The organism is Roseateles sp. Mitsp63, assembly GCF_059491535.1.
On sequence record NZ_CP168509.1, the window covers coordinates 1936226 to 1963120 of the forward strand.

Below are 26895 nucleotides of genomic sequence, written 5' to 3' on the forward strand. Positions count from 1 at the left end.
ACCGGCAACCTGTGGGGCCATGCTGACCGACACCCTCATGGCCGCCGCTGCTTCGACTGAACCGCCTGGGGCCGAGGCGGACGACGGCGGTTCCATCCGCGTGCGCACGGTGTGGATCTCCGATCTGCACCTGGGCACGCCGGGCTGCCAGGCCAGGGCGCTGCTGGATTTCCTGCGCGAGGTCGAGTGCGAGCAGCTGTTCCTCGTCGGCGACATCGTCGACGGCTGGCAGCTGCGCCGCAGCTGGTACTGGCCGCAGGCGCACAACGACGTCGTGCAGAAGCTGCTGCGCAAGGCGCGCAAGGGCACGCGGGTGATCTACGTGCCGGGCAATCACGACGAATTCGCCCGCAAGTACCTGCAGCACAGCTTCGGCGGCATCGAAGTCGCGCACGAATGGATCCACGAGACCGCCGATGGCCGCAAGTTCTGGATCACCCACGGCGACCTCTTCGACGGCGTCATCCAGCACGCCAAGTGGCTCGCCTACGTCGGCGACAGCCTCTATGAATTCACGCTCAAGCTGAACCGGCATCTGAACTCGCTGCGCGCGCGGCTGGGCCTGCCGTACTGGAGCCTGAGCAAGTACCTGAAGCTCAAGGTCAAGCGCGCGGTCTCGTTCATCGGCGAGTTCGAGGAGGCGCTGGCCCGCGAGGCGCGCAAGCGCGGCGTGCACGGCGTCATCTGCGGCCACATCCACCATGCCGAGCTGCGCGACATCGACGGCATCACCTACGCCAACGACGGCGACTGGGTCGAGAGCCTCACCGCGCTGATCGAGCACCCGGACGGGCATCTCGAGATCCTCGACTGGGCCGAGCGCCAGCGCGCCGGCGCCGAAAGCGGCGCCACCGAGGCGCTGGCCGCCGCGATGCGCCAGCCGGCCTGAGGCGGTTCCCGCTTCCGTCCTCGCGCGTTCTCCTGTCCCTCATTCCGGGGCCCGGCGCGGGTCCCGCGCCCCTCTTGTGGCGCACTCGAAAGGGGGTCACCGGTCTGTCATGACAGCTTCATAGAATGAGTCCATGACTTTGCCCGACGTCCCGCTGCTCAACCGCGAAAACGCGATCCTCGAGTTCAACCGGCGTGTCCTGGCCCAGGCCCAGCGTACCGATGTGCCCCTGCTGGAGCGCCTGCGCTACATCTGCATCGTGTCGAGCAACCTCGACGAGTTCTTCGAGGTGCGCTTCGCCGACATGCTGGACGCCCAGCGCGACGGCTCCGGGCTGGTGACGCCGCGAGACGTCGAGCGCGTCGGCCGCGCGGCCCACGACCTGATCGACCTGCAGTACGCGATCTTCAACGACCAGGTCATGCCGATGCTCCGCGAGCACAACATCCAGATCCTCAACCACGCCGACCGCACCGACGAGATGCGCGCGTGGGTCGGGCGCTTCTTCGAGCGCGAGGTGCGGCCGCTGCTGGTGCCGGTGGGGCTGGACCCGGCTCATCCGTTCCCGCAGGTCGCCAACAAGTCGCTGCACTTCATCGCGCGCTTGTCGGGCAAGGACGCGCTCGGCCGCGACAACCGCATCGCCATCGTCAAGGTGCCGCGCGTGCTGCCGCGGGTGATCAAGCTGCCGGCGCACATCAGCGGCGGCAAGCAGAATTTCGTGCTGCTCACCAGCGTCATCCGCGCCCACCTCGAGGAGCTGTTCCCTGGGCGCCATGTCGAGGCCTTCTCGCAGTTCCGCGTCACGCGCGACTCCGACCTGGAAGTCGACGAGGAGGAGATCGCGAACCTGCGTCACGCGCTGCGTTCGGGACTGACCACGCGCCATTTCGGCCGGGCCGTCCGGCTGGAGGTGGTGAACACCTGTCCGGAAGAGCTGTCCCGCTTCCTGCTCGAGCAGTTCGACCTGCCGGAGGCGGCGCTGTACCGCGTCAACGGCCCGGTGAACCTGGTGCGTTTGAATGAGCTGATCGATCAGACGGATGCCGATGACCTGCGCTTCCGGCCCTACGAGCCGAGCTGGCCCACGGGCCGGCTGCCGCGCGGCAAGTCCATCCTGGACAAGCTGCGGACCAAGGGGGATGTGATGCTGCATCACCCGTTCGAGAGCTTCGAGCCGGTGGTGCAGCTGCTGCGCGAGGCGGTCGAGGATCCGGACGTGCTGGCGATCAAGCAGACGATCTACCGGACGGGCAGCCAGTCGGTGCTGGCGGACCTGCTCATCGAGGCGGCCAGACGCGGCAAGGAAGTGCTGGCGGTGGTCGAGCTGAAGGCGCGCTTCGACGAGGAGGCCAACATCAACTGGGCGGAGCGGCTCGAAGCCGTGGGTGCGCAGGTCGTGTACGGCATCGTCGGCCTGAAGACGCACGCGAAGTTGATGCTGATCACGCGGCGAGAAGGTGGAAAGCTGCGCCGCTATGGACATCTGTCGACGGGCAACTACAACCCCAAGACGGCGCGCTTCTACACGGACCTCGGTTACCTGACTGCCGATGCGGAGATGACGGCGGACATGGACCTGGTGTTCCGTCAGCTGGCGTCGTTGTCGAAGTTCAAGGCGCCGAAGAAGCTGCTGCTGGCGCCGTTCAATCTGCACCGGACGATGTGCGAGCTGCTGGCGCAGGTCGAGGCGGCGGCGAAGCGGGGTGAGCCGGCGCGCGTGGTGCTCAAGATCAATGCGCTGACGGACGGTGAGCTGATCAATGGCCTGATCCGCGCGGGGCGCGCGGGTGCGAGGATTGATCTGATCGTGCGTGGCGCGTGCATGCTGCCGCCGGGCTTGCCGGGCGAGACGGACAACATCCTGGTGAGGTCGGTGGTGGGCCGGTTCCTGGAGCACTCGCGGATTTTCTATTTCCGCTGGGGTGCTGATGAGCAGGAGGTCTTGTATCTGTCGAGTGCGGACTGGATGAGCCGGAACATGCTGCGCCGGATCGAGGTGGCGTGGCCGGTGACGGATCCCAAGCTGCGCCAGCGGGTGATCGACGAAGGCTTGACGCCGTACCTGCATGACACGCTGGACGCATGGCAACTGGGCCCCGACGGCACGTCACAGCGGATTGGCACGGAAGAGAAGCCGTCGAGTGTCAGCGCGCAGCAAGCGCTGATGCGTCATTACCAGGAGGACTGAGCGGTCCTGGTTCTCTCTGGACGGGCATGGCCTTCTTCAGCTCTCGAGCGCCAGCTGCACCACCCCCACCTTGTTCCACGCCTCAAGTTCTTCCTGCAACAGGAAGTGTGCCCGTGGATGGTTGTCCGCCCACCCTTTGCGCATTTCGATCGTGATGGTGGTTCCATCGCGCCGCAGCTTCATGGCGTAGGCGTCGACGTCGCTGCGCGCATGGCATTTGATGGCGGCCAGGCGCAAGGCCATGAGTTGCCAGACCATGGCCTCGTCCTGGAGTTGCTCTTCGAGTTTGCGAAGTCCGCCGCGCTGTCCAAGCGCCAGGTCCCCGAGCCGCCGGAGCTGGTTCTGTGAGAACCCGGGCGCGTCGACGTGGGAGAGCAGGTAGGCGCTGTGGCGATGGTGGTCGTGGTGGGAGACCATCATGCCGATCTCATGGAGGGCGGCGGCCCAGCCGAGTTCGCGGCGATGTTCGTCTTCGGCCTTGGGCTCGAGTTGCGCGTGGAGTTTCTGGGCGATGTCCTGGACGCGGGAGGCCTGGTCGCGGTCGACGGCGAAGCGGCGCTGGAGTTCGGCGACGGATTGTTCGCGCATGTCGCGGCCGGCGGCCAGGAGGCGGGGGTCGAGGCGTTCGGCGAGGTCGAAGATGACGCCTTGGCGCAGGGCGCCCTTGGCGGGGTGCAGGCGCTCGATGTCGAAGTGGGTGAGCAGCGTGTAGAGGATGCAGAGTCCGCCGCCGACCACGGCGCGGCGGTCTTCCTTGAGGCCGGGGAGCTTGAGCGCGTCGACGCGGCCGGCGAGCAGGCATTGCTCGATGCACCAGCGCAGGCCGTCCAGGGTGATGGCGCCGTCGGGGCTGACGCCGTTGGCGGCGAGGATCTGCGCCACCGCGCCGACGGTGCCGGACGAGCCGAGCGCCTGTTTCCAGCGCGGCTGGGCGGCCCGGCGGGAGAACTGGGTGATGGCTTCCTCGAGCTCGGCGCCGGCGGCGACCTGGGCGGCGCGGAAGGCTTCCGCGGTGAAGCGGCCGTCGGTGAAGAAGCGCATGGACAGGCTGACGCTGCCGATCTGGAAGGATTCGGTGCTCAGCGGTTGCGGGCCGCGGCCGAGGATCATCTCGGTGGAGCGGCCGCCGATGTCGATGACCAGGCGGGGATCCTCGGCGGCCTGCAGCCGGGCGACGCCGGCGTAGATCAGGCGGGCCTCCTCCCGGCCGGAGATGACTTCGATCGGATGGCCGAGCACCTGCTGCGCGCGCGCGAGAAAGGCGTTGCGGTTGCGGGCCTCGCGCAGCGTCTGCGTCGCGACCGCGCGCACGTGGCGGCCAGGCAGGCCGGACAGGCGGTCGGCGAAGCGGCGCAGGCAGGCCAGCCCGCGCTGGGCGGCTTCCTCGGTCAGCATGCTCATCGCGTCCAGACCCGCCCCCAGCCGCACCGTTTCCTTCAGGTAGTCGATCCGCCGGTACTGTCCGTGCTGGAGTTGGGCCAGTTCCAGGCGGAAGCTGTTGGAGCCCATGTCGATGGCGGCCAGGATCGGAGGAACGTGCGCTTGGGTCATGGGGGGCGATTGTCGCGGTGTTTGGCGCGCCCTCCGGGTTCGAAGTGCTTTCATCATGGTGTCGTTTTCAGTCGGGATAGCATCCGGCGTCCCGTCACCCACTTCAGGAGCCGCAGATGGCGAATCCCGATTCCCGCGACGAGTGTTCCGCCGGCCTGGGTCCCTCGCTCGCCGAGACGATCCGCGATGACATCGACACGCTGGCCCCGGGCCGCGGCTTCAGCCGCCGCGCCTTTGTCGGCACCGCGGTCGGCAGCGGTTTCGCCGCGGCGGTGCTGCCGGTGACCGCGCAGACGGTGGTCACCACCGACACGCAAGGCCTGGACGCGGGGCCGGTATCGATCGAGGTCGGCGACTTCAAGATGCCGGCCTATGTCGCCCAGCCTGCCGGCAAGCGCCATGCGCACGTGGTGCTGGTGGTCAGCGAGATCTTCGGCGTGCACGAGCACATCGCCGATGTCGCGCGGCGCTTCGCCAAGCTCGGTTACCTGGCGATCGCGCCCGACCTGTTCGCGCGCCAGGGCGACGCGAAGGCGTACTCAGACATCGCCAGACTGCAGACGGAGATCATCCAGCGCACGCCCGACGCGCAGGTCCTGAATGACCTGGACGCGGCCGTCGACTGGGCCAAGGCGCAGGGCGGCGACACCGCCAGGCTGGGCATCACCGGCTTCTGCTGGGGCGGGCGGATCGTGTGGCTGTACTCGGCCCACAGCAAGGAGGTGAAGGCCGGCGTCGCCTGGTACGGCCGGCTGCAGGGGCAGCCGAGCCCGATGACGCCGAAGCATCCGGTCGACGTCGCCGGTCAGTTGCACGGGCCGGTGCTGGGGCTGTATGGCGGGCAGGACCAGGGGATTCCGGTGTCCTCGATCGCCGCGATGCAGGAGGCGCTGAAGCAGGGCAGCCGCGCGGCCCAGGCCAGCGAGTTCGTCGTCTATCCCGATGCCGGTCACGCGTTCAACGCGGATTACCGGCCCAGTTACCGCGCGGCTCCCGCCAAGGACGGCTGGGCGCGCTGCCAGGCCTGGTTCAAGCAGCACGGGGTGTGATCGGCCTCCACGAGAGGGGGGCTTGACGACTCTGAGACAATTTTCGGAATCCCATCCGGCGCACCCCACGTGGTGCGCCTTTTTCATCCATGACCCTGACCTACATCCTGCTCGTGACCTTTGCCGGCGGTCTGGCCTCCGTGTCGATCGCGGCGATGCTGACGGTCGGCCTGCTGAGCCGCATCGTCAAGCATCTGGTGAGCCTGTCCACGGGCGTGCTGCTGTCGACCGCGCTGCTGCACGTCCTGCCGGAGGCCTTCGAGAGCGGCGCCGACCCGCACAACCTGTTCCTGGCGCTGCTGGGCGGCTTGATGTTCTTCTTCCTGCTGGAGAAGGCCGAGCTCTACCGGCACACCCACCACCATGAGGGGGACGGGCATCACCACCATCACCATTTCGACCGGGAGCAGGCCGGCCGGGGCGGGCTGTCGGTGCTGGTGGGGGATTCGATCCACAACTTCTGCGACGGGATCATCATCGCCGCCGCCTTCCTGGCCGATCACCACCTGGGCTGGGTCACGGCGATGGCGATCATCGCCCACGAGATTCCGCAGGAGGTCGGCGACTACATCGTGCTGCTCAATGCCGGCTTCTCGCGCGGCAAGGCGCTGTTCTTCAATGCCGTGTCGGGCATGGCGGCCGTGCTGGGCGGCCTGGTCGGCTACTTCATCGTCGGACCGTGGCAGCAGCTCTTTCCCTACCTGCTGGTGGCGGCGTCGAGCAGCTTCGTCTACGTCGCCGTCGCCGACCTCATCCCGCAGCTGCAGCGCCGGCTCCCCTGGAAGGACACCGCGCTGCAGCTGCTGTGGCTGGGCGTGGGCATCGTCTTCGTGCTGATGGTCGTGGGCGGGAAGCACTCGCACTGACCACGGCGGACAGGCCCGGACCGCCCTCGAGGCGGCCCGCCGCCGCTCATTGCGGCGCGCCTTCTCCGTGCACCACCAGCACCGGGAAGGCGCAGTGGGTCAGCACCTTCTGCGTCTCGCTGCCGAGCAGCAGCGCCTGCAGGCCGCGCCGCCCATGCGTGGCCATCACCAGCAGGTCGGCGTTGACGCGCTTGGCGTGCTCGATGATGGCTTCCCAGGGATGCAGCGCCTCGACGCTGTGGGCCTCGATCTCCAGCCCCTGCGCCCGCGCCGCGCTCAGCACCTGGCTGAGCCGCTCCTGCGCGATGCGCTCCTGGGCGTCGAAGAACTCCTGCGGCGGGGTCGGCTGCATCTCCGACACGGCGCTGTAGGGGAAGGGCTCCTTGACGCTGATGGCGAACAGCTTCGCGTCGTGGAACTTCGCCAGCTGGATGGCGGTCTGGATGGCCTTGGCGGTGATGTCGGAACCGTCGGTGGGAATCAGGATGCGCTGGAACATGGCGAGCCTCCTTCGAGCGGACGATGGGCTGGGTGGACCGGACCTCGCCGCGGCGGGGTCAGGACTTGCCTTCGCAGTCTGACCTTCCCATGGTGCTCGCGCCATGCGCGTTGTCAATACGGGGCCTCATCGCGGCGCCGTTCCGCCATCCCCACCCGTCAGTTCCGAGTCAGGCGGGGCGTCAGCCCTTGGCCATCGGCAGGCGCGGATTGGCGCTCCATTCGCTCCAGGAGCCGGGATAGAGGCGGCTGCCCGTCAGCCCGGCGTGATGCATCGCCAGCAGGTTGTGGCAGGCCGTCACGCCCGAGCCGCATTGGTGCACCGTGGCGCCAGCCTCCCGGCCGCCCAGCAGCGCTTCGAACTCCTCGCGCAGTTGCGCCGGCGCCTTGAAGCGGCCTTCCGCCGTCAGGTTGGTCTTGAAGAAGCGGTTCGTCGCGCCCGGGATGTGGCCGGCCTGCGCGTCCAGCGGCTCGACTTCCCCTCGGAAGCGCTCGGCCGCGCGGGCGTCGATCAGGCGGACCTGGCCCAGCCGGGTCAGCAGGTCCTGGGCGCTGAGCGGGTGTTCGAGCGGCTCGCCGGGCGAGAACTCGCCGGCAACCGGGGCGGGAGGGTCGTTCGCGACTTCTCCGCCAGCCTGCTGCCAGGCCGCGAAGCCGCCGTCCAGCACCGCGACGTTCGCATGGCCCAGCCAGCGCAGCATCCACCACACCCGCGCGGCGTACATGCCGTCCGCCGCGTCGTAGGCCACCACCTGGCGGCCCGGCGTCATGCCGAGCGCGGCCAGCCGCGCCGCGAAGGCCTCGCGCTCGGGCAGCGGGTGGCGGCCGCGGAAGGTGCCTAAGGCATCCTGCTTCGGGCCGCTCAGGTCGCGGTCCAGATGCAGGTAGAACGCGCCGGGGATGTGGCCGGCGGCGTGGGCGCGTTCACCGGCGCCGGTGTCGGCGAGGTCGAAGCGCGCGTCGATGATCAGCGGCGGCGTCCCCGACGCCATCAGCGCGCGCAGCTGCTCGACCGGGATCAGGCCGTCATGGGCCGCGGGAGTGGGAGTCGTGCCGTTGTTCATCCGTTCATGATTCCTGGACTGAATGTTGGGCGTCCTTCGGCGTGTTCCGCGCGCGGAGCATCGTGGCGCCGAGGCCGGCGGCGACGATGAGCAGGATGCCGGCCCACGACTTCCAACCCGGGCGGTCGCCGAAAAGGAGCACACCATACAACGCCGAGAACACGATGCCCAGATATTGGAGCGACGCGTTCACCAGCGGCTTGCCGGTGCCGTAGGCCCGGGTCATCAGCAACTGCGCCGCGGTGGCCAGCACGCCCACCGCGAGCAGCAGCGCCGCGCCGGTCCAGGTGTGGCCGTGCCAGCCACCCTGCGTGGCGACCGTCGTGAGCGCGCCCGCGACGACGCCTCCCATCGAGAAGTAGAAGACGATGCGGTATTCCGGTTCGCCCACGCGGCCCAGCGAGGTCACCTGCAGGTAGGCCATCGCCGACAGCATCCCTGAGGCCAGGCCGGCCAGGCCGTGCCAGACCTGCTGCTCCTGCATCGCCGGCTGCAGCACCAGGCCGACGCCGAGGAAGCCGAGCAGCACCGTGACCACCAGCCGCGGATCGACCTTGGCCGCGCCCATCAGCACCGCGCCGCCGATCAGGAACAGCGCCATCCAGACCGAGGACATGTAGTTCAGCGTCATCGCCGTGGCCAGCGGCAGCTTGCTGATGGCGAAGAACCACAGCGACAGCGCGATCACGCCCGACAGGCTGCGCCAGAAGTGCATCGCCGGCACGCTGGTCTTCAGCGACAGGCCCTGGCTGCGCGTCATCGCGAACAGGAAGAGCGTGCCGACCAGGCCGCGATACATGACGATCTCGCCGGCGCCGTAGTAGGCCGAGGCCAACTTGACGCAGACGCCCATGGTGGCGAACAGCAATGTCGCCAACACCATCAGAAGGGGTGCAGACATGCGGCGGATTCTCGCGCCGAACTTTTGCCTCACCCGCCGTGGGGAACCGCAAAAGCGAACGCCCCGCATGGGCGGGGCGTTGTGCGCACCAGGCATCGAAGCCCGGCCGGAGGGGGTGTCAGCGCGCCGTCAGCGCCGGGGCGCTCAGCGCTTCATCAGCCCCCGGTACCACTCGTGGAAGTGCTTCATGCCGTCTTCCATCGGCGTCTGGTAGGGGCCGACCTCGTTGTCGCCGCGCTCCATCAGCGCCTTGCGGCCCGCGTCCATGCGCAGCGCGATCTCATCGTCCTCGATGCAGGTCTCCATGTAGGCTGCCTGCTGCGCGTCGACGAAATCGCGCTCGAAGGCGACGATCTCCTCGGGGTAATAGAACTCGACGATGTTGGTCGTCTTCTGCGGCCCCTTGGGGAACAGCGTCGACACCACCAGCACGTTGGGATACCACTCCACCATGATGTTGGGGTAGTAGGTCAGCCAGATCGCGCCCTGCTCGGGCGCCTGGCCGCCGGCGAAGCCCAGCACCTGCTGGTGCCACTGCTCGTAGACCTTGGAGCCCGGCTTGGCCAGCGCCTTGTTCACGCCGACCGTCTGGACCGAGTAGTCGCGTCCGAACTCCCAGGCCAGGTCGTCGCAGGTGACGAACTGGCCCAGCCCCGGGTGGAAGGGGCCGACGTGGTAGTCCTCCAGATAGACCTCGATGAAGGTCTTCCAGTTGTAGTCGCATTCGTGGACATGGACCTTGTCGAGCTGGTAGCCGCTGAAGTCCAGCGCCGCGCGCGGGCCGAGGCGGGCCAGATCGGCGGCGATGTCGCGGCCGTTGTCCTCGAACAGCAGGCCGTTCCACTCGCGGATCTTGTAGCGGTTCAGGTGCAGGCAGGGGTCCTGCTTGAAATGCGGCGCGCCGACCAGTTCCCCCTTCAGGTCGTAGGTCCAGCGGTGCAGCGGGCAGACGATGTTGCTCTGCGTGTTGCCGCGGCCGCGCAGCATCACCGCCTGGCGGTGGCGGCAGACGTTGGAGATCAGTTCCAGGCCTTGCGCGCTGCGCACGATGGCGCGGCCTTCGCCTTCCTGCGGCAGGGCGTAGTAGTCGCCGACCTCGGGCACGGCGAGCGCGTGGCCGAGGTAGCGGGGGCCGTGCTGGAAGATCAGTTCCTGTTCGCGGCGGAACAGGTCCTCGTCGAAGTAGGAGGTGACGGGCAGCTGGAGGTGGCTGGGGGCCGTGCTGCGTTCAAGAGGGCTGAGAGGGATGCTCAGGTCGGACATGATCCAAGAGGGTCTCCAAGAAACCAATGTCAACCGTCGCCGCCCGCCCCCCAGATTGGACGGATCGGCATGTTGGACTGGGCAGGGGAACCGGTCATTGTACCCGGACCTCCTTCCACCGGGGCGAGGCGCCTTGTCAACCCCGATGTCGTTTGCGCCGGATACACCCGCTGACGCCTGTGGCGCTCGATTCACATCCCCTGATGGTCGGAACTCGGACCGGGGAGTGCCGGTGCTTACAATCCCCCTTTTCGCGTTTTGAAATGAGCAAGCCTTCCGTCAGCGCCAAGACGGCGCAGCCCGCGATCCAGGAGCAGGAGCCCGCCAGTTATGAACTGGCGGTCGAGGAGTTGGAGCGTCTGGTGCAGGCCATGGAGGCCGGACAACTGCCGTTGGATCAGTTGCTGGCCAGCTACCAGCGGGGGGCGTCCTTGCTCAAATACTGCCGCGCGCGGCTTCAGGCCGTCGAACAACAAGTACAGGTCATCGAAGGTGGCAGCGCGCAGGCTTGGGGAGAAGAGTAAGTGGATGCGGGTGTTTTCGAACGTTGGATGAAGCAATCGCTGCTGGAAGTCGAACAGGCGCTCGAAGCCTGGGTGCCCGAGGGCGCGCCCGCCGGTCTCGGCGTGGCGATGCGCTATGCGGTGCTGGGTGCCGGCAAGCGGCTGCGCCCGCTGCTGGTGCTGGCCGCCGCGGAAGCCGCCAGCGGGCAGCGCGAGGCCGCCATGCGCGCGGCCTGCGCGGTGGAATTGATCCATGCCTATTCGCTGGCGCATGACGACATGCCCTGCATGGACAACGACGTGCTGCGCCGCGGCAAGCCGACGCTGCACGTGCAGTACGGCGAGGCCCAGGCGATGCTGGCCGGCGATGCGATGCAGGCGCTGGCCTTCGACGTGCTGACGCCGGACGACGGCGTCGCCCCCGCGCTGCAGGCCCGGCTGTGCCGCCTGCTGGCGCGCGCCAGCGGCTACGACGGCATGGCCGGCGGCCAGGCGATCGACCTGGCCAGCATCGGCAAGCCGCTCGGCGAAGCCGCGCTGCGCGACATGCACCGCCGCAAGACCGGCGTGCTGCTGCAGGCCAGCGTGCTCATGGGCGCCGCCTGCGGCGACCTGACGCCGGCCGCCTGGGACGCGCTGAGCCGTTACGGCGCCGCGATCGGCCTGGCCTTCCAGGTCGTCGACGACATCCTGGACGTCACCCAGGACAGCGACGTGCTCGGCAAGACCGCCGGCAAGGACCAGGACAACAACAAGCCGACCTACGTCAGCGTGCTGGGCCTGGAGCCCGCCCGCGCGTATGCGCTGCGGCTGCGCGACGAGGCGCACCAAGCCCTGGCCGCCAGCGGCCTGGCCGACACCGCCTGGCTCAGCCTGCTGGCTGACAAGGTGGTGGAGCGCGACAACTGAACTGCCGAGAGAGAGGCCTGGCCATGAGCGAGAACACCACCACCGCGACGGCTTCGCAGACGCTGCTCGGCACGATCGAGAGCCCCGCGGACCTGCGGCGCCTGTCGCGCGGCCAGTTGCCTCAGCTGGCCGACGAGGTCCGCGCGCACATCCTCAACAGTGTCTCCAAGACCGGCGGCCACCTGTCGTCCAACCTCGGCACCGTCGAGATGACGATCGCGCTGCATTACGTCTACGACACGCCGCGCGACCGCCTGGTGTGGGACGTGGGCCACCAGACCTACCCGCACAAGATCCTGACCGGCCGCCGCGACGCGATGGCGACGCTGCGCCAGCAGGGCGGCATCTCCGGCTTCCCGCGCCGCGACGAGAGCGAGTACGACACCTTCGGCACCGCCCATTCGAGCACCTCGATCTCCGCCGCGCATGGCATGGCGATGGCGGCCAAGCTCAAGGGCGAGTCGCGCCGCGTGGTCGCGATCATCGGCGACGGCGCGATGACCGCCGGCATGGCCTTCGAGGCGCTGAACAACGCCGGCGTCGCGCATGGCGGCCTGCTCGGCGACGTGCTGGTGATCCTGAACGACAACGACATGTCGATCAGCCCGCCGGTTGGCGCGCTGAACAAGTACTTCACCCGGCTGATGAGCGGCAAGTTCTACGCCGCGGCCCGCGAGGGCGCGAAGTCGGTGCTCAAGCACACGCCGCTGTACGAATTCGCCCGCCGCTTCGAGGAGCACACCAAGGGCATGTTCGTGCCGGGGACGATCTTCGAGGAGTTCGGCTTCAACTACGTCGGCCCGATCGATGGCCACGACCTCGACGCGCTGATCCCGACGCTGGAGAACCTGCGCGACAAGAAGGGTCCCCAGTTCCTGCACCTGGTCACGCGCAAGGGCCAGGGCTACAAGATGGCGGAAGCGGACCCGGTCAAGTACCACGGCCCGACGCCGTTCAACCCGGCCGAAGGCATCAAGCCGTCGACGGCGCCGGCGAAGAAGACCTTCACGCAGGTCTTCGGCGACTGGCTGTGCGACATGGCCGAGGCCGATCCGACGCTGGTCGCGATCACGCCGGCGATGCGCGAGGGCTCGGGCATGGTCGAGTTCCACAAGCGCTTTCCGACGCGCTACTACGACGTCGGCATCGCCGAGCAGCACGCGGTGACCTTCGCCGGCGGCCTGGCCTGCGAGGGCCTGAGGCCGGTCGTGGCGATCTACTCGACCTTCCTGCAGCGCGGCTACGACCAGCTGGTCCACGACGTGGCGCTGCAGAACCTGCCGGTGCTGTTCGCGCTGGACCGGGCCGGCCTGGTCGGCGCCGACGGCGCGACCCATGCCGGCAACTACGACATCGCGTTCACCCGCTGCATTCCGAACATGAGCGTGATCACGCCGTCGGACGAGAACGAGTGCCGCCGCGCGCTGTACACCGGCCATCTGCACGACGGCCCGGTGACGGTCCGTTATCCGCGAGGCGCCGGCATCGGCGCGGAGATCCAGAAGGACATGGTCGCGCTGCCCTGGGGCAAGGGCGAGATGCGTCGCAGCTCGTCGCAGCCGCAGACGAACGGCCGCGGCGCTCCGCGCATTGCGGTGCTGGCCTTCGGCACGCTGCTGCAGCCGGCGCTGAAGGCGGCCGAGGCGCTGGACGCGAGCGTGGCCAACATGCGCTTCGTGAAGCCGCTGGACGTCGAACTGGTGAAGGAACTGGCCCGCACGCACGACGCGCTGGTGACCATCGAGGACGGCTGCGTCATGGGCGGCGCCGGCAGCGCGGTCATGGAAGCGCTGCAGGCCAACGGCCTGGCGCTGCCGGTGCTGCAACTGGGCCTGCCCGACGAATACGTCGAGCATGGCGAGCCCGGCAAGCTGATGGCCCAGTGCGGACTGGACGACGCCGGCATCGAGCGCTCGATCCGCGAGCGCTTCCTGGCCGCCACCGCCGCGCCGGTGCTGCGCTCGGTCGCGAATCAGTAATCCGCTTCAACTGGCGCGAGCGCGCGCTTCACGGCCTCGATGAAGTCGTCGGCCAGCGCGTGCGCCGGCCGGTGAAGGGGCCGCAAGGCCTGGATGCGGAAGGGCACCGAGACCGAGAAGCGCCTCAGGGCCAGCCCGGGACCCGCGCAGGCGCGCGCGGTCAGCGGATTCACCAGCGCGATGCCCAATCCTTGCTGGACCAGCGCGCACACGGCGATCGCGCTGTGCGTCTCGAGCTGCAGCCGGCGCTGCACGCCAGCCGCCGAAAAGATCGCGTCGAACTGCCGCCGGTAAGGATCCTCGGCCGACAGGCTCACGAAGCGCTCCCCCTCGAAATCCGAGGGCGTCAGCACCGCTTTCTCGAGCAGGCGATGGCCGGCCGGCAGCACGCAGACCTCGTCCAGCTCCGCCAGCGTCTCGCTGCGCGTGCCGGGCACGGTGGCGGTGACCTCGCTCAGGCCGAGATCGAAGCGCTGCGCGGCCATCCATTCTTCAAGCAGCGGCGATTCCTGGGGCGTCAGCGCGAGCCGCGCCTGCGGATGCCTGCCCAGCCAATCGGCGCTGGCCTGCGGGAGCAGCGCGTGCGCCAGGGCGGGCAGCGTGAGCACGCGCAGGCCCTCGTCCTCGGCGCGGCCCAGCGCCTGCGCGCGCGCGACCACTTGATCCAGCCCTTGATAGGCGCGCTGCACCTCGTCGAACAGCGCGAGCGCCCGGGCGGTCGGCCGCAGGCGGCCGGGGGCGCGCTCGAACAGGGTGTAACCCAGGAGCGATTCCATCCGCGCCAGTTCGCGGCTGACCGTCGGCTGCGAGGTGAACAGCAGTTGTGCGGCGCCGGTGACGCTCCCGGCGGTCATGACGGCGCGGAATACCTCGATGTGGCGATGCGTGATGGGCGAGGACATCGCCTCAGCATAGCAGTGCATATCAGAAATGAATCTTCCGTCGAAGACAAAGCATTTGATTGAATGGGTGGCGTCAGGGATGCTTACGGCCATTCGTTTGAAGGGAACCCCGACATGCCGCAGCCTCTGACCCCCGCCCGTGAACAGCAGCTTCAATCGCTCGCTGGCCGGTATGGCTCCCCGCTCTGGGTGTATGACGCCGCCGTCATCCGCGAGCGCATCGCCGCGCTGGGGGGCTTCGACACGGTGCGATTCGCCCAGAAGGCTTGCTCCAACACCCACATCCTGCGGTTGATGCGGGAGCAGGGCGTGAAGGTCGACTCGGTCTCCCGCGGCGAGATGCTGCGCGCGCTGGCCGCCGGCTTCACGGTCAGCACCGGCGTCGACGCGGTGCACTCGGACATCGTCTTCACCGCCGACCTGCTGGACCGGGAAACGCTGAAGACGGTGGCCGAGCACCGCGTGCCGGTCAACGCCGGCTCGATCGACATGCTGGAGCAGCTCGGCGAGGTCTCGCCCGGCCATCCCGTCTGGCTGCGCCTGAATCCGGGCTTCGGGCATGGCCACAGCAACAAGACCAACACCGGTGGCGAGCACAGCAAGCACGGCATCTGGCATGAGCAGCTCGGCGACGCGCTGGCGGTGATCGCGCGCCGCGGCCTGACGCTGATCGGTCTGCACATGCACATCGGCTCGGGCGTCGACTATGGCCATCTCGGCCGCGTCAGCGGCGCGATGGTCGAGCTGGTTCGCACGGTGAAGGCGCGGGGGATGGATCTCCAGGCGATCTCCGCCGGCGGCGGCCTGTCGATCCCCTATCAGCCGGGGGGCGAGCCCATAGACACCGCCCACTACTTCAGCCTTTGGGATGCCGCCCGCAAGGAAGCGGAAAGCATCGTCGGCCACCGCCTTGCGCTCGAACTCGAACCGGGACGCTATCTCGTGGCGGAGTCCGGGGTGCTGCTCGCGGAAGTCCGTGCGGTGAAGTCACAGGGCCGGCAGCATTTCCTGCTGGTCGACGCCGGCTTCAACGAGCTGATGCGGCCCGCGATGTACGGCAGCTTCCATGCGATGAGCCTGATTCCCGCGGACGGCCAGCGCCGGCCGGTGCGCGAAACCGTCGTCGCCGGCCCGCTGTGCGAATCGGGCGACGTCTTCACGCAGGCGGAAGGCGGCGTCGTGCTGGCGCGCGAATTGCCGCAAGCGCAGGTCGGCGACCTGCTGGTCATCCACGACACCGGCGCGTACGGCGCGTCGATGTCCAGCAACTACAACAGCCGGCCGCTGATCGCCGAGGTCCTCGTGGAGGGGGCCTCGGACCGTCTGATCCGCCGCCGCCAGACCGTTGAGGAATTGCTGGCCCTCGAGGCCGTGTGATCTCCGCCGTCAGGGGGTGATGGGTCGGACATCGGGCAGGGAACGGTCGTGACCGTTCCATGACGTTTTGCTATCGCACATTTAATATTTGATAGCTTCGATCAATAGGGATTCGCAATAGGCTGCATTGGGGAATTCAACCCCGTCGATAGCTTGAGCCCCCTATGATTCCGTCCATCCCATCAACCCCTACTGCGAGAGACCAAGCAATGTCCCTGATCAATACCCAAGTCCAGCCCTTCAAGGCCCAGGCTTTCCACAACGGCAAGTTCATCGAGGTCACGGAAGAGTCGCTCAAGGGCAAGTGGTCCGTGCTGATCTTCATGCCGGCTGCCTTCACCTTCAACTGCCCGACGGAAGTCGAGGACGCGGCCGACAACTACGCTGAATTCCAGAAGCTGGGCGCCGAGGTCTACATCGTCACGACCGACACGCACTTCTCGCACAAGGTGTGGCATGAGACCTCGCCGGCCGTCGGCAAGGCCAAGTTCCCGCTGGTCGGCGACCCGACCCACGCGCTGACCAACGCCTTCGGCGTGCACATCCCGGAAGAAGGCCTGGCGCTGCGCGGCACCTTCGTGATCAATCCGGAAGGCGTGATCAAGACGCTGGAAGTGCACGACAACGCCATCGCCCGCGACGTCAAGGAAACGCTGCGCAAGCTCAAGGCCGCCCAGTACGTCGCCAAGAACCCGGGCCAGGTCTGCCCGGCCAAGTGGAACGAAGGCGCGGCGACCATCGCCCCGTCGCTGGACCTGGTCGGCAAGATCTAAGGATCTCGCCCTCTCGGGGGAATGGGCCGCTGACGGCCTCCCCCGAGCCGGTGATCCGGATGAGGACGATCCTCACCCCCTCACGGCAATTGCGCGGCTCGCGGACCTTGACGGTCCGCGGGTGGGCGCGCGGCCGCCCCGACATCGCATGCATGGGGAGGCCGGTTCTCGAAGTCGCTTAAGAACTCTGAAAGGAAGCAACGATGTTGGACGACAACCTGAAGGCGCAGCTCAAGGCCTACCTGGAGCGGGTCACGCTGCCGTTCGAGATCGAGGCTTCGTTGAGCGACTCCGAGAGCTCCGCCGAATTGCAGCGCCTGCTGCAGGACATCGCCGCGATGTCCGACAAGATCAGCCTGAAGCTGGATGGCAACGACGCGCGCAAGCCGTCGTTCAGCCTCAAGCGGACCGGCACCGAGCAGAGCCTGCGCTTCGCCGCGATCCCGCTGGGTCATGAGTTCACCTCGCTGGTGCTGGCGCTGCTGTGGACCGGCGGCCATCCCCCGAAGGTGGAGCAGGCCACCATCGATCAGATCAAGGGCCTGGACGGCGATTACGCCTTCGAGGTCTACATGTCCCTGACCTGCCACAACTGCCCGGACGTGGTGCAGGCGCTGTCGCTGATGTCGGTGCTGAATCCGCGCGTCAAGACGGTGGTCATCGATGGCGCGCTGTTCCAGGACGAGGTCAATGCCCGCGAGATCATGGCCGTCCCGACGGTCTACCTGAACGGACAGGAATTCGGCTCGGGCCGCATGACGGTCGAGGAGATCGCCGCGAAGCTCGACACCCACGCGGCGGCCAAGGACGCGGCCAAACTGTCGGCCAAGGATCCGTACGACGTGCTGATCGTCGGCGGCGGCCCGGCCGGCTCGGCGGCGGCGGTGTATGCGGCCCGCAAGGGCATCCGCACCGGCATCGCGGCGGAGCGCTTCGGCGGCCAGGTCAACGACACGCTGGCGATCGAGAACTACATCTCGGTGCTGTCCACCGATGGGCCGAAGTTCTCGATGGCGCTGGAGTCGCACGTCAAGGATTACGGCGTGGACGTGATGAACCTGCAGCGCGCGGACAAGCTGATCCCGGCGACCGAGCCGGGTGGCCTGATCGAGCTGCAGCTGGGCAATGGCGGCTCGCTCAAGAGCCGGACGGTGATCGTGTCGACGGGCGCGCGCTGGCGCAACGTCAACGTGCCGGGCGAGCAGGAATACAAGAACAAGGGCGTGGCCTACTGCCCGCACTGCGATGGTCCGCTGTTCAAGGGCAAGCGGGTGGCGGTGATCGGCGGGGGGAACTCCGGCGTCGAGGCGGCCATCGATCTGGCCGGCATCGTGGCGCATGTGACGCTGCTGGAGTTCGGCGACACGCTGCGCGCCGACGCGGTGCTGGTGAAGAAGCTGGAGAGCCTGCCCAACGTCGTGATCCTGAAGCAGGCGCAGACGACCGAGTTCACCGGCACGGGCGGCAAGCTTGATGGGCTGAACTACACCGATCGGGCCACCGGCGAGAGCAGGCGGGTCGAGGTCGAGGGCGTGTTCGTGCAGATTGGCCTGGTGCCCAACACCGAGTGGCTGCGCGGCACGGTCGAGCTGTCCAAGCACGGCGAGATCATCGTCGACGCGAAGGGGCAGACCTCGGTGCCGGGCGTGTTCGCCGCGGGGGACGCGACGACGGTGCCGTTCAAGCAGATCATCATCGCCGCCGGCGACGGCGCGAAGGCGGCGCTCAGCGCGTTCGATCACTTGATCCGGAACTGATCACCCCGCGCCACGGAACTCCCTCGCCCCGCTTGCGGGGAGAGGGCAGGGGAGAGGGGGCGTCGAAGTACGGCAGTGCTGCCTTGCCGCGAGCCCCCTCTCCCCCGCCCTCTCCCCCTCGCGGGGGTGAGGGAGTTAAGTCAGCGCGCGTGCGTGCCTACGGTCAGCGCCGACTCCGCCAGAGGCTTTCCGCGCTGTAGACCGCGAGCGCGGACCAGATCAGCACGAACCCGACCAGGCGCGCGCCGGCCAGCGGCTCGTGATAGAGCCACACGCCGAGCAGGAACTGGATCGACGGCGACAGGTATTGCACCAGGCCGAGCGTCGTCAGCGTGATGCGCCGCGCGCCCGCCGCGAAGAGCAGCAGCGGCACCGCCGTCAGCGGGCCGGCCAGCAGCAGCCAGCCGATCCTTGCCGCGTCGCCCGTCGCGAAGGCGCTCGTGCCCTGGCTGGTCCACCACAGCAGCGCCACCGCCGCGAACGGCGACAGGATCAGCGTCTCCAGCGACAGCCCCTCCAGCGCCCCCAGGTGCGCCGTCTTGCGCATCAGCCCATAGACCCCGAAGCTCACCGCCAGCATCAGCGCGATCCAGGGCAGCCGCCCGGCCGTGACGGTCAGCCACAGCACGCCCGCCGCGGCCAGCCCGATCGCGAGCCACTGCACCGGCCGCAGCCGCTCGCGCAGGAACACGAAGCCCAGCATCACGTTGACCAGCGGATTGATGAAGTAGCCGAGGCTGGCCTCGACGACGTGACCGTGCTGCACCGCCCAGACATACACCAGCCAGTTGGTCGACAGCAGCAGCGCCGACGCCGCGCAGGTGGCCAGCAGCTTCGGCGAGCGCAGCACCGGTCCCAGCCAGGCCCAGCGCCGCAGGCCCGTCAGCAGCAGCGCCACGAAGACCATGGACCACAGCGTCCGGTGCGCGATGACCTCGATCGCATCGACGTCGCTCAGCCGCTTGAAGTAGAGCGGGAACAGCCCCCAGGCGATGTAGGCGAGCGCCGCGTAGAGCATGCCCGCGCGTGCGTGATCGCTGGCGGCCGCAGCGGCGGGCGGCGAGGCCGGTGAGGCCGGCGAGGCCGGTGATACAGCGGCGGTTCGGGTGTCGTTCGTCATGGGGCGTCGGGGCGAAGGGCCCGCGATTCTGCCCAAGCCGTCCCCCGAACGCGGGCCCGCCTGAGGACGCCCCTCTTTTCAGCGGGCCATCGGCGGCGCAGGATGCCGGCCATGGCCTACGTCGAATTCACCTCGCAACTGCAGCGCTTCGTCGACACCCCCAAGCTCGACTGCGATGCCCGCACGCTGGGCGAGGCCCTGACCCTCGCCTTCGATCACAACCCCCGCCTGCGCGGCTACATCCTGGACGACCAGGGCCACCTGCGCACCCATGTCGCCGTCTTCATCGACGGCCGCCGCGTGCGCGATCGCAGCGAGCTCAGCGATCCGCTGTCGGCGCAATCCAAGGTGTACGTGCTGCAGGCGCTCTCGGGCGGCTGAGCCGCGCCCGCCGCTGTCGAATCGGACCCCGGCCGATCGTCGTGTCAGGCCACGCCCGCTCCCACGTCCTCAAGGAGACTTCGATGATCACCACCGCCTGGGCCGCCACCCGCAAGGGCCTGTTCGAGCTCCGCCATGACCCCGCTCAGGGCGGATGGTCGATCGGGCGCCACAGCTTCGTGGGGGATCCGGTCAGCATGGTGCTGCCGCCGCCGGCGGGAGGCGGGCGGATGTTCGCCGCGCTGAACCTGGGCCATTTCGGCGTCAAGCTGCAGGCCTCCGACGACGGCGGCGCCAGTTGGCGCGAGCTCACGCCCCCGGCCTTTCCGCCGCAGCCCGAAGGCGCGGAAGGCCCCGCCTGGAAGCTGCTGCAGATCTGGTCGCTGGAGCGCGGCGGCGACGGGCGGCTGTGGGCCGGCACCATTCCGGGCGGGCTGTTCGTCAGCGAGGACCACGGCGAGACCTGGCGGCTCGTCGACGCGCTGTGGAGCAAGCCGGAGCGGCTGGGCTGGTTCGGCGGCGGCTACGACGCGCCGGGCATCCATTCGATCAACATCGATCCGCGCGATCCGAAGCGGCTGCTGCTGGGCATCTCCTGCGGCGGCGCCTGGCGCAGCGACGACGGCGGCGCGAGCTGGCGCATCAGCGCCAAGGGCATGCGCGCCGACTTCATGCCGCCCGAGCAGCAGGGCGAGGAGAACACCCAGGACCCGCACCGCATCGTCGCCAGCGCGGCGAATCCCGACGTGCTCTGGTGCCAGCACCACAACGGCGTCTGGCGCTCGGCCGACGGCGGCGCCCAGTGGACGGAGATCAAGCCGCCGCTGTCGGGATTCGGCTTCGCCGTCGCGGCGCATGCGGGGGATCCGGACACCGCGTGGTTCGTCCCGGGCATCAAGGACGAGAAGCGGCTGCCGGTCGATGGGGCGCTCGCCGTCAACCGCACGCGCGACGGCGGCAAGACCTTCGAGACCCTGCGCAGCGGATTGCCGCAGGCGCATTGCTATGACCTCGTCTACCGCCACGGCCTGGCGGTCCATGACGATGGCCGCCGCCTGCTGATGGGCAGCACGACGGGCAATCTCTGGGCGACCGACGACGCGGGCGACCGCTGGCAGCTCGTCGCCGGCCACCTGCCGCCGATCTACGCGCTGCGCTTCAGCTGAAGGGTGCCCATTGAGGGCCGGGCGGGGCTTCGAGCTCGAGCACCGCGCCGCTGACCGGATGGGTCAGCGTCAGGCGCTGCGCATGCAGCCACAGCCGATGCAGGCCCAGATGCCCCGCGAGCGCGCGGTTCAGCGGGCCCTTGCCGTGATTGGCGTCGCCCACGATCGGATGCGCGATGTGCTTCAGGTGGCGCCGGATCTGGTGGCGCCGGCCCTGGACCGGCTCGCACGCGAGCAGCGCCACGCGCGTCGTCGGGAAGCGCGGATCGGTGGACACCGCCAGTTCATGGCGGCGCAGGCAGGTCCAGCGCGTCTGCGCCTCCAGGTGCGGCTGTCCGGCGGACGGCAGCTCGGGATCGCGCGCGAGCGGGTGATCGATGACGCCCTCGCCATCCGCCGGCCATCCGCGCACCAGCGCGAGGTAGCGCTTGCGGGTGAGGCGCTCGGCCAGCGCGACACCGAGCCGGCTCGCGACCTCCGCGCTCAGCGCGAAGACCAGCACGCCCGAGGTGCCGCGGTCCAGCCGGTGCACCGGCCACACCGGCCGTCCCAGTTGATCGCGCAGGCGCTGCAGCGCGGCGTCGTCCTCGTGCGCGTCGATCGCGCTGCGGTGCACGAGCAGCCCGGCGGGCTTGTCGATCACCGCGAGGTCGTCGTCCAGATGGAGGAGGTGGAGCGGGGATGTCATCGCTGGAGGGGACGGCCTGCGCACGCCAGGACCGGTTTTTGCCTGTTTTTTGCCTGCTCTTCCCCGTTTGGGGGGAGCGGACGGCAACAGGTGGGATCGCCAAAATCCTGTCACGCCCGCTACCCATCATCGCAGCAGGCATTTCGGGCCGCCGTCACCGGCGGCCCTTCCTCGTCCGGTCCGCAGCCGCAGCAGTCAGCAGGAGTTCGCCATGCCTCAGGAGTTTCACGTCGGTCACCGTTCCCTGCTGGATCGGCTGCTGATGGCATTGGGCGGCGCCGTGCGGCGCACGCCGGCCGTCCGGGTGGTCAGTCGATCTGTCCGTCCACGTACAGCCACGCGCCGCCCTCCCGCACGAATCGGCTGATTTCGTGCATGCGCTGCGCGCGTCCGGCGACCTTGCTGCGCGCGACGAACTCCACCGTCTCGTGATCGGCGTCCTGGCGTTCGTGCCGGCGCACGTCCAGGCCCAGCCAGCGCAGGTCGGCCTCGCCGCGCTCAAGCGTCTCGGGCCGGGTGTCCGGATGCCAGGTGGCCAGCAGGTAGGGGATCAGGTCCAGCGTGTAGGCCGTGTACCGCGAGCGCATCAGCGCCTGGGCGTCGGCCGCCAGGAGTTCGCCCCGCTCGGCGAAGGCGCGATGCAGCGCGCCGCAGCAGGCGTCGTACGGCCGGCCGGTGCCGCAGGGGCAGGCGGCGGACGAAGCGGAGGACGCTGAGGGGGACGCAAAGGGAGACGAAGTCGGGGACGAAGCGGGGGACACAGACCCGGCCGGAACCGCGCTGTTCGAAGCGGTCTTGGTTTTTTCAGGCTTCATGGGGTCGGCATGATGCCAGCGTCTTTCCAGCCTCTCTAGAATGGCTGGATGAATTCCCAGGATTTCGGCGACGGCCGCCCGACCCCGCCGCAAGATGACCTGTTCACGCCCCGCGCGCAGCGCGGTCTGCTGGACAACCTCAATCCCGAGCAACACGCCGCGGTGACGCTGGGCCAGGAGCCCGCGCTGATCCTGGCGGGCGCCGGCTCGGGCAAGACGCGGGTGCTGACCACCCGCATCGCCTGGCTGATGAGCCAGGGCCTGGTGACGCCGGCCGGCGTGATGGCCGTGACCTTCACCAACAAGGCCGCCAAGGAGATGGTCACGCGGCTGTCCGCGATGCTGCCGGTGAACGTGCGCGGCATGTGGATCGGCACCTTCCACGGCCTGTGCAACCGCTTCCTGCGCGCGCACTGGAAGCTGGCCGGTTTGCCGCAAGGCTTCCAGATCCTGGACGCGGGCGACACGGTGTCGGCGGTCAAGCGCGTGATCAAGGCGATGAACCTGGACGAGGAACGCTTCGTTCCCAAGCAGGTGTCGTGGTTCATCGCCGGCGCGAAGGAGGACGGCCTGCGTCCCAAGGACATCGACCTGCGCGACGAGCAGACCCGCAAGCTGGTCGAGATCTACCAGGCCTACGAGGACCAGTGCACGCGCGAGGGCGTCGTCGACTTCGCCGAGCTGATGCTGCGCTCCTACGAGCTGATGCGCGACAACGCGCAGGTGCGCGAGCATTACCAGCGCCGCTTCCAGTACGTGCTGGTCGACGAGTTCCAGGACACCAACAAGCTGCAGTACGCCTGGCTGAAGATGTTCGCGCCGCCGGGGCGCGGGCAGGGCGTGTTCGCGGTCGGCGACGACGACCAGAGCATCTATGCCTTCCGCGGCGCGCGCGTGGGCAACATGGCCGACTTCGAGCGCGAGTACCGCGTCCGCCAGGTCGTCAAGCTGGAGCAGAACTACCGCAGCTTCGGCAACATCCTGGACGCCGCGAACGCGCTGATCAGCAACAACAGCCGGCGTCTGGGCAAGAACCTGCGCACCGAGGCCGGCCCGGGCGAGCCGCTGCGCGTCTACGAGTCGAGCAGCGATTTCGCCGAGGCCCAGTGGCTGCTCGAGGAGGCGCAGGCGCTGCACCGCCAGGGCCTGCCGCGCAGCGAGATCGCGGTGCTCTACCGCAGCAACGCGCAGTCGCGGGTGATCGAGTCGGCGCTGTTCAACGCCGGCGTCCCGTACCGCGTCTACGGCGGCCTGCGCTTCTTCGAGCGCGCCGAGGTGAAGCACGCGCTGGCCTACCTGCGCCTGATCGAGAACCCCAACGACGACACCAGCTTCCTGCGCGTGGTGAACTTCCCGGCGCGCGGCATCGGCGCGCGCACGGTCGAGCAGCTGCAGGACGCGGCGCGCGCGAGCGGGCGCTCGCTGATCCAGAGCGTGGGCGCGGTGGGCGGCCGCGGCGGCGCCAGCCTGGGCGGCTTCGTCGGCATGGTCGACGCGATGCGCGAGGCCACCACGGGGCTGACGCTGCGCGAGATCATCGAGCACGTCATCGAGCATTCCGGGCTGGCGACGTTCTATCGCGCCGAGAAGGAAGGCGAGGAGCGGCTGGAGAACCTGGGCGAACTGGTGAACGCGGCCGAGGCCTTCGTGACGCAGGAGGGTTTCGGCAAGGATGCCGTGGCGCTGCCGGTGGACGAGCATTCGCCCGGTGCGATCGCCGACGGGCTGCCGGCGGCGGTCGCGCCCGCGGCGCCGGCCACGCCGGACGCGGAGACGGGGGAGATCATGTCGCCGCTGGCGGCCTTCCTGACCCATGCCTCGCTGGAGGCCGGCGACAACCAGGCGCAGGCGGGGCAGGACGCGATCCAGCTGATGACGGTGCACTCGGCCAAGGGACTGGAGTTCGACGCGGTGTTCATCACCGGGCTGGAGGAGGGCCTGTTCCCGCATGAGAACTCGCTGTCCGACGCGGACGGGCTCGAGGAGGAGCGCCGGCTGATGTATGTCGCGATCACGCGGGCGCGGCAGCGGCTGTACATCAGCTTCTGCCAGACGCGGATGCTGCATGGGCAGACGCGCTACAACATCAAGAGCCGCTTCATGGAGGAGCTCCCGGAGGAGACGCTGAAGTGGCTGACGCCGCGCAACCAGGGCTTCGGCTCGGGCTTCGCGCGGGACTACCAGCAGGCGTGGCAGCGCGGCTCGGGATTGAAGTCGATGGTCGGCGCGGGGCGCGTCGATCCGGGCGCCTTCCCGCAGGCGCCGGTGCCCAGCGCGATGAAGCAGTCGGCGGCCGAGAAGACCGGCGACGCGCATGGCGGGTTGCGGGTGGGCAAGCCGGTGTTCCACAACAAGTTCGGCGAGGGCGTGCTGCTCACGCTGGAAGGCAGCGGGCCCGACGCGCGCGCGCAGGTGAACTTCGGCCGGCACGGCACGAAGTGGCTGGCGCTCAGCGTGGCGAAGCTGACGCCGATCGAGTGAAATTCCATTTATCTAGAATTAAAGCGATAAATCGCCTCAAATCAACATAAATTCTAGTTTTGTTGACATTAACAGGGAGGAGGGCTATTTTCTGCCTTAACGTCTAGAAAGTTGGAATCAATATGAGAACCGTGGTTCCCATCGATCCTCCTCATGATCCGATCGTCGAAGACGCCGTATCACTGGGGGCGGCTGTGCGGGCCGCCAGGACACGCGCGCTTCTTCCATTGGTTGAAGCAGCCGAAGCCATGGGCATGTCCAGGCAGACGCTGATCAACATCGAGACCGGACAAGGCGGCGTCAGCCTCGCAACTGTTCTCAAGGCCGCGCGGGAGCTTGGCGTCAGCGTGTTCGCAGTTCCCGCAGGTGAGCGGGAAACGGTGCGCCGGGCCATCTTGGAGATCCGTGCGCAGGAAGGGCACGATGGAGCTTGAAGTCTGGTTGGACGATGTCGAGGTCGGCCGTCTGCGTCACGACGGCGCGAGTGGCTTGTTCGCGCTCCAGTACCTGGGCGCGTGGTCGGGAATGCCACGGAGCTATCCCTTGGGGCCGACGCTGCCCTTGGATCGATCCGAGGGGCAGACGGATGAACAGCACAGCATCCAAGTACGGCAGTTCTTCGAAAACCTGTTGCCGGAAGGCGAAGCGCTGGACCACGCGGCTGCCGCCAGCGGCGTTTCAAAGGCGAATCTGGCGGGCTTGCTGGCCGCGCTGGGCCGGGAGACCTCCGGGGCGCTTCGTATCCTGCTTCCGGGCGGCGGCGACACCCGGTTTCCGCAATTGAGGCCGTTGTCTCGGACGGAGCTGTCGGAACGCATTCGCAACCGGTCGCGAGAGCCGTTCTCGGTGTGGGATGGTTCTGTACGTCTGTCCATCGCCGGGTATCAAGACAAGATCGCCGTCTACGTCGATGGCGACGACTGGTTCCTGGTCGATGGTCCGCAAATGGCATCGACCCACATCGTCAAGCCGGCGCCAGCGCGCCCCGAGCTCGCCGACCTGCCGTTCAACGAGTTCTTCTGCATGCGCTTGGCGCGCCGCGTCGGGCTCGAGGTCGCGCATGTGGACCTCCACCAAGTTCCCGAGCCGGTGCTGTTCGTCGAGCGCTTTGATCGCAAGCGCCTGGAGGATGGACGAGTCCGGCGTCTCCATCTCATCGACGGATGTCAGGCGCTGGGCCTTCCCGTCTCTTGGAAATATGAACGCGCTTATGGCGATCGACCGGAGGTGCAACAGTGGCGGGACGGCGCCTCGATGCCCAAGCTGTTTGGACTGCTGCAGCACAGCCCTCGCATGCTCCTGGACCGGATGGCCATGACGCGCTGGGTGATCTTCCAACTGCTCATCGGCAACAGCGACGCGCATGGCAAGAACGTGTCTTTCCATGTCGACCATGCGGGGCTGCGCCTGGCTCCCGCCTACGACATCGTGTGCATGCCCCCTTTGGGCTTCGATCATCCCCAGGCCATGGCGATCGGCGATGCTTTCAGCGAGCCCGAAGTCACGCCATTCGAGTGGGCCTGCTTCGCCAAGCAATGCGGTGTGGCGCCGCGCCAGCTTGCGCAGGACCTGCGCCGGCTGACCGAGACGCTGACCGCCGAGGCGCCCAAGCTCGCGCGCGAACTGGCGGACGTCGTTCCGGCGAGGGTGAGCGACGCCATCATCGACGTGCTTGCCTCGACCTGCGCGCATCAGCGCCGGTTGGCCGGCGAGATTCCGAAGATCAAGCCGGAAGACCTCTAGGCCTGCCAACGACAAAGCCCGCCGGATGG

General features: G+C 68.4%; 24 protein-coding genes. 15 read left to right on the forward strand and 9 right to left on the reverse strand.

Going from position 1 to position 26895, the window contains the following annotated elements; genetic code table 11:
• Window positions 1-19: 19 nt before the first annotated feature.
• Both ACEN96_RS08530 and ppk1 read left to right on the forward strand, forming a co-directional pair.
• A complete protein-coding gene (locus tag ACEN96_RS08530; protein ID WP_495587598.1) occupies window positions 20-889 on the forward strand; it encodes a UDP-2,3-diacylglucosamine diphosphatase in 870 nt (289 codons plus the stop codon).
• Between the two features lie 133 nt (window positions 890-1022).
• Window positions 1023-3080: a polyphosphate kinase 1 gene (gene ppk1 / locus ACEN96_RS08535; RefSeq protein ID WP_495587599.1), complete on the forward strand. Its 2058-nt coding sequence runs from the start codon at window positions 1023-1025 to the stop codon at window positions 3078-3080.
• Window positions 3081-3116: 36 nt separating this feature from the next.
• On the opposite strand, the gene ACEN96_RS08540 is transcribed toward ppk1, so the two are convergent.
• Window positions 3117-4631, reverse strand: a complete 1515-nt coding sequence (locus tag ACEN96_RS08540) for a Ppx/GppA phosphatase family protein (protein WP_495587600.1) — start codon at window positions 4629-4631, stop codon at window positions 3117-3119.
• 116 nt (window positions 4632-4747) lie between these two features.
• On the opposite strand from ACEN96_RS08540, the gene ACEN96_RS08545 reads away from it, so the two are divergent.
• On the forward strand, window positions 4748-5680 hold the full coding sequence (locus ACEN96_RS08545; protein ID WP_495587601.1) for a dienelactone hydrolase family protein: 933 nt from the start codon (window positions 4748-4750) through the stop codon (window positions 5678-5680).
• Between the two features lie 89 nt (window positions 5681-5769).
• The gene (locus tag ACEN96_RS08550) at window positions 5770-6546 is read left to right on the forward strand and encodes a ZIP family metal transporter (RefSeq protein WP_495587602.1); all 777 of its coding nucleotides are present in this window, start codon (window positions 5770-5772) and stop codon (window positions 6544-6546) included.
• Window positions 6547-6592: 46 nt separating this feature from the next.
• On the opposite strand, the gene ACEN96_RS08555 is transcribed toward ACEN96_RS08550, so the two are convergent.
• The 4 genes from ACEN96_RS08555 to ACEN96_RS08570 form a co-directional block, all read right to left on the reverse strand.
• Window positions 6593-7045: a universal stress protein gene (locus tag ACEN96_RS08555; RefSeq protein ID WP_495587603.1), complete on the reverse strand. Its 453-nt coding sequence runs from the start codon at window positions 7043-7045 to the stop codon at window positions 6593-6595.
• A gap of 181 nt (window positions 7046-7226) precedes the next feature.
• Window positions 7227-8108 carry a sulfurtransferase gene (locus ACEN96_RS08560; protein ID WP_495587604.1) on the reverse strand — a complete coding sequence of 294 codons (882 nt, stop codon included), beginning with the start codon at window positions 8106-8108 and terminating at the stop codon, window positions 7227-7229.
• Between the two features lie 4 nt (window positions 8109-8112).
• Window positions 8113-9009 (reverse strand): DMT family transporter, encoded by an 897-nt coding sequence (locus ACEN96_RS08565; RefSeq protein ID WP_495587605.1) that lies wholly within the window; start codon window positions 9007-9009, stop codon window positions 8113-8115.
• A 144-nt stretch (window positions 9010-9153) separates the two neighbouring features.
• Window positions 9154-10272, reverse strand: coding sequence for an aromatic ring-hydroxylating oxygenase subunit alpha (locus ACEN96_RS08570; protein ID WP_495587606.1), 1119 nt, complete (start codon window positions 10270-10272; stop codon window positions 9154-9156).
• A 263-nt stretch (window positions 10273-10535) separates the two neighbouring features.
• On the opposite strand from ACEN96_RS08570, the gene xseB reads away from it, so the two are divergent.
• Genes xseB through dxs form a run of 3 tightly spaced genes read left to right on the forward strand, consistent with a single transcriptional unit; the run spans window position 10536 to window position 13663 of the window.
• Window positions 10536-10796, forward strand: coding sequence for an exodeoxyribonuclease VII small subunit (xseB, locus tag ACEN96_RS08575; protein WP_495587607.1), 261 nt, complete (start codon window positions 10536-10538; stop codon window positions 10794-10796).
• Window positions 10797-10823: 27 nt separating this feature from the next.
• Window positions 10824-11684: a polyprenyl synthetase family protein gene (locus tag ACEN96_RS08580; RefSeq protein ID WP_495587608.1), complete on the forward strand. Its 861-nt coding sequence runs from the start codon at window positions 10824-10826 to the stop codon at window positions 11682-11684.
• Between the two features lie 23 nt (window positions 11685-11707).
• Entirely contained in the window at window positions 11708-13663 is a 1956-nt protein-coding gene (gene dxs, locus ACEN96_RS08585) for a 1-deoxy-D-xylulose-5-phosphate synthase (protein WP_495587609.1), read from the forward strand.
• Here the strand turns inward: dxs and ACEN96_RS08590 are convergent.
• Complete coding sequence (locus ACEN96_RS08590) at window positions 13657-14565, reverse strand: LysR family transcriptional regulator (protein ID WP_495587610.1); 909 nt, start codon at window positions 14563-14565, stop codon at window positions 13657-13659. The two genes, dxs and ACEN96_RS08590, sit on opposite strands and share 7 nt — an antisense overlap.
• 114 nt (window positions 14566-14679) lie before the next feature.
• Between ACEN96_RS08590 and lysA the strand changes: the two genes are divergently transcribed.
• From lysA to ahpF, 3 genes are all read left to right on the forward strand, one after another.
• A complete protein-coding gene (lysA, locus tag ACEN96_RS08595) occupies window positions 14680-15942 on the forward strand; it encodes a diaminopimelate decarboxylase (RefSeq protein WP_495587611.1) in 1263 nt (420 codons plus the stop codon).
• Between the two features lie 209 nt (window positions 15943-16151).
• Complete coding sequence (ahpC, locus tag ACEN96_RS08600) at window positions 16152-16715, forward strand: alkyl hydroperoxide reductase subunit C (protein ID WP_343642362.1); 564 nt, start codon at window positions 16152-16154, stop codon at window positions 16713-16715.
• A gap of 203 nt (window positions 16716-16918) precedes the next feature.
• Window positions 16919-18472 carry an alkyl hydroperoxide reductase subunit F gene (gene ahpF / locus ACEN96_RS08605; protein WP_495587612.1) on the forward strand — a complete coding sequence of 518 codons (1554 nt, stop codon included), beginning with the start codon at window positions 16919-16921 and terminating at the stop codon, window positions 18470-18472.
• Between the two features lie 163 nt (window positions 18473-18635).
• On the opposite strand, the gene rarD is transcribed toward ahpF, so the two are convergent.
• On the reverse strand, window positions 18636-19490 hold the full coding sequence (gene rarD, locus ACEN96_RS08610) for an EamA family transporter RarD (RefSeq protein WP_495588581.1): 855 nt from the start codon (window positions 19488-19490) through the stop codon (window positions 18636-18638).
• A 213-nt stretch (window positions 19491-19703) separates the two neighbouring features.
• Here rarD and ACEN96_RS08615 point away from each other — a divergent pair, with 213 nt between their 5' ends.
• Together ACEN96_RS08615 and ACEN96_RS08620 are read left to right on the forward strand one after the other, a co-directional pair.
• Complete coding sequence (locus ACEN96_RS08615) at window positions 19704-19973, forward strand: MoaD/ThiS family protein (RefSeq protein WP_495587613.1); 270 nt, start codon at window positions 19704-19706, stop codon at window positions 19971-19973.
• Between the two features lie 83 nt (window positions 19974-20056).
• Window positions 20057-21139, forward strand: a complete 1083-nt coding sequence (locus tag ACEN96_RS08620; RefSeq protein WP_495587614.1) for a WD40/YVTN/BNR-like repeat-containing protein — start codon at window positions 20057-20059, stop codon at window positions 21137-21139.
• Here ACEN96_RS08620 and ACEN96_RS08625 read toward each other — a convergent pair.
• Together ACEN96_RS08625 and ACEN96_RS08630 are read right to left on the reverse strand one after the other, a co-directional pair.
• Window positions 21132-21827 (reverse strand): pseudouridine synthase, encoded by a 696-nt coding sequence (locus tag ACEN96_RS08625; RefSeq protein WP_495587615.1) that lies wholly within the window; start codon window positions 21825-21827, stop codon window positions 21132-21134. The genes ACEN96_RS08620 and ACEN96_RS08625 overlap by 8 nt on opposite strands.
• Window positions 21828-22135: 308 nt before the next feature.
• A complete protein-coding gene (locus ACEN96_RS08630) occupies window positions 22136-22588 on the reverse strand; it encodes a YchJ family protein (protein ID WP_495587616.1) in 453 nt (150 codons plus the stop codon).
• Window positions 22589-22690: 102 nt separating this feature from the next.
• Between ACEN96_RS08630 and ACEN96_RS08635 the strand changes: the two genes are divergently transcribed.
• The 3 genes from ACEN96_RS08635 (at window position 22691) to ACEN96_RS08645 (ending at window position 26866) form a co-directional block, all read left to right on the forward strand.
• A complete protein-coding gene (locus ACEN96_RS08635) occupies window positions 22691-25123 on the forward strand; it encodes a UvrD-helicase domain-containing protein (protein ID WP_495587617.1) in 2433 nt (810 codons plus the stop codon).
• Window positions 25124-25245: 122 nt separating this feature from the next.
• Window positions 25246-25557 (forward strand): helix-turn-helix transcriptional regulator, encoded by a 312-nt coding sequence (locus ACEN96_RS08640; protein WP_495587618.1) that lies wholly within the window; start codon window positions 25246-25248, stop codon window positions 25555-25557.
• Window positions 25547-26866 (forward strand): HipA domain-containing protein, encoded by a 1320-nt coding sequence (locus ACEN96_RS08645; protein ID WP_495587619.1) that lies wholly within the window; start codon window positions 25547-25549, stop codon window positions 26864-26866. Before ACEN96_RS08640 ends, ACEN96_RS08645 begins: the two co-directional genes overlap by 11 nt.
• Window positions 26867-26895: the final 29 nt, after the last annotated feature.

Coding starts and splice junctions, on each gene's coding strand:
- ACEN96_RS08530 (WP_495587598.1), top strand. CDS start 20: ATGCTGACCGACACCCTCATGGCCGCCGCTGCTTCGACTGAACCGCCT.
- ppk1 (WP_495587599.1), top strand. CDS start 1,023: ATGACTTTGCCCGACGTCCCGCTGCTCAACCGCGAAAACGCGATCCTC.
- ACEN96_RS08540 (WP_495587600.1), bottom strand. CDS start 4,631: ATGACCCAAGCGCACGTTCCTCCGATCCTGGCCGCCATCGACATGGGC.
- ACEN96_RS08545 (WP_495587601.1), top strand. CDS start 4,748: ATGGCGAATCCCGATTCCCGCGACGAGTGTTCCGCCGGCCTGGGTCCC.
- ACEN96_RS08550 (WP_495587602.1), top strand. CDS start 5,770: ATGACCCTGACCTACATCCTGCTCGTGACCTTTGCCGGCGGTCTGGCC.
- ACEN96_RS08555 (WP_495587603.1), bottom strand. CDS start 7,045: ATGTTCCAGCGCATCCTGATTCCCACCGACGGTTCCGACATCACCGCC.
- ACEN96_RS08560 (WP_495587604.1), bottom strand. CDS start 8,108: ATGAACAACGGCACGACTCCCACTCCCGCGGCCCATGACGGCCTGATC.
- ACEN96_RS08565 (WP_495587605.1), bottom strand. CDS start 9,009: ATGTCTGCACCCCTTCTGATGGTGTTGGCGACATTGCTGTTCGCCACC.
- ACEN96_RS08570 (WP_495587606.1), bottom strand. CDS start 10,272: ATGTCCGACCTGAGCATCCCTCTCAGCCCTCTTGAACGCAGCACGGCC.
- xseB (WP_495587607.1), top strand. CDS start 10,536: ATGAGCAAGCCTTCCGTCAGCGCCAAGACGGCGCAGCCCGCGATCCAG.
- ACEN96_RS08580 (WP_495587608.1), top strand. CDS start 10,824: ATGAAGCAATCGCTGCTGGAAGTCGAACAGGCGCTCGAAGCCTGGGTG.
- dxs (WP_495587609.1), top strand. CDS start 11,708: ATGAGCGAGAACACCACCACCGCGACGGCTTCGCAGACGCTGCTCGGC.
- ACEN96_RS08590 (WP_495587610.1), bottom strand. CDS start 14,565: ATGTCCTCGCCCATCACGCATCGCCACATCGAGGTATTCCGCGCCGTC.
- lysA (WP_495587611.1), top strand. CDS start 14,680: ATGCCGCAGCCTCTGACCCCCGCCCGTGAACAGCAGCTTCAATCGCTC.
- ahpC (WP_343642362.1), top strand. CDS start 16,152: ATGTCCCTGATCAATACCCAAGTCCAGCCCTTCAAGGCCCAGGCTTTC.
- ahpF (WP_495587612.1), top strand. CDS start 16,919: ATGTTGGACGACAACCTGAAGGCGCAGCTCAAGGCCTACCTGGAGCGG.
- rarD (WP_495588581.1), bottom strand. CDS start 19,490: ATGCTCTACGCGGCGCTCGCCTACATCGCCTGGGGGCTGTTCCCGCTC.
- ACEN96_RS08615 (WP_495587613.1), top strand. CDS start 19,704: ATGGCCTACGTCGAATTCACCTCGCAACTGCAGCGCTTCGTCGACACC.
- ACEN96_RS08620 (WP_495587614.1), top strand. CDS start 20,057: ATGATCACCACCGCCTGGGCCGCCACCCGCAAGGGCCTGTTCGAGCTC.
- ACEN96_RS08625 (WP_495587615.1), bottom strand. CDS start 21,827: ATGACATCCCCGCTCCACCTCCTCCATCTGGACGACGACCTCGCGGTG.
- ACEN96_RS08635 (WP_495587617.1), top strand. CDS start 22,691: ATGAATTCCCAGGATTTCGGCGACGGCCGCCCGACCCCGCCGCAAGAT.
- ACEN96_RS08640 (WP_495587618.1), top strand. CDS start 25,246: ATGAGAACCGTGGTTCCCATCGATCCTCCTCATGATCCGATCGTCGAA.
- ACEN96_RS08645 (WP_495587619.1), top strand. CDS start 25,547: ATGGAGCTTGAAGTCTGGTTGGACGATGTCGAGGTCGGCCGTCTGCGT.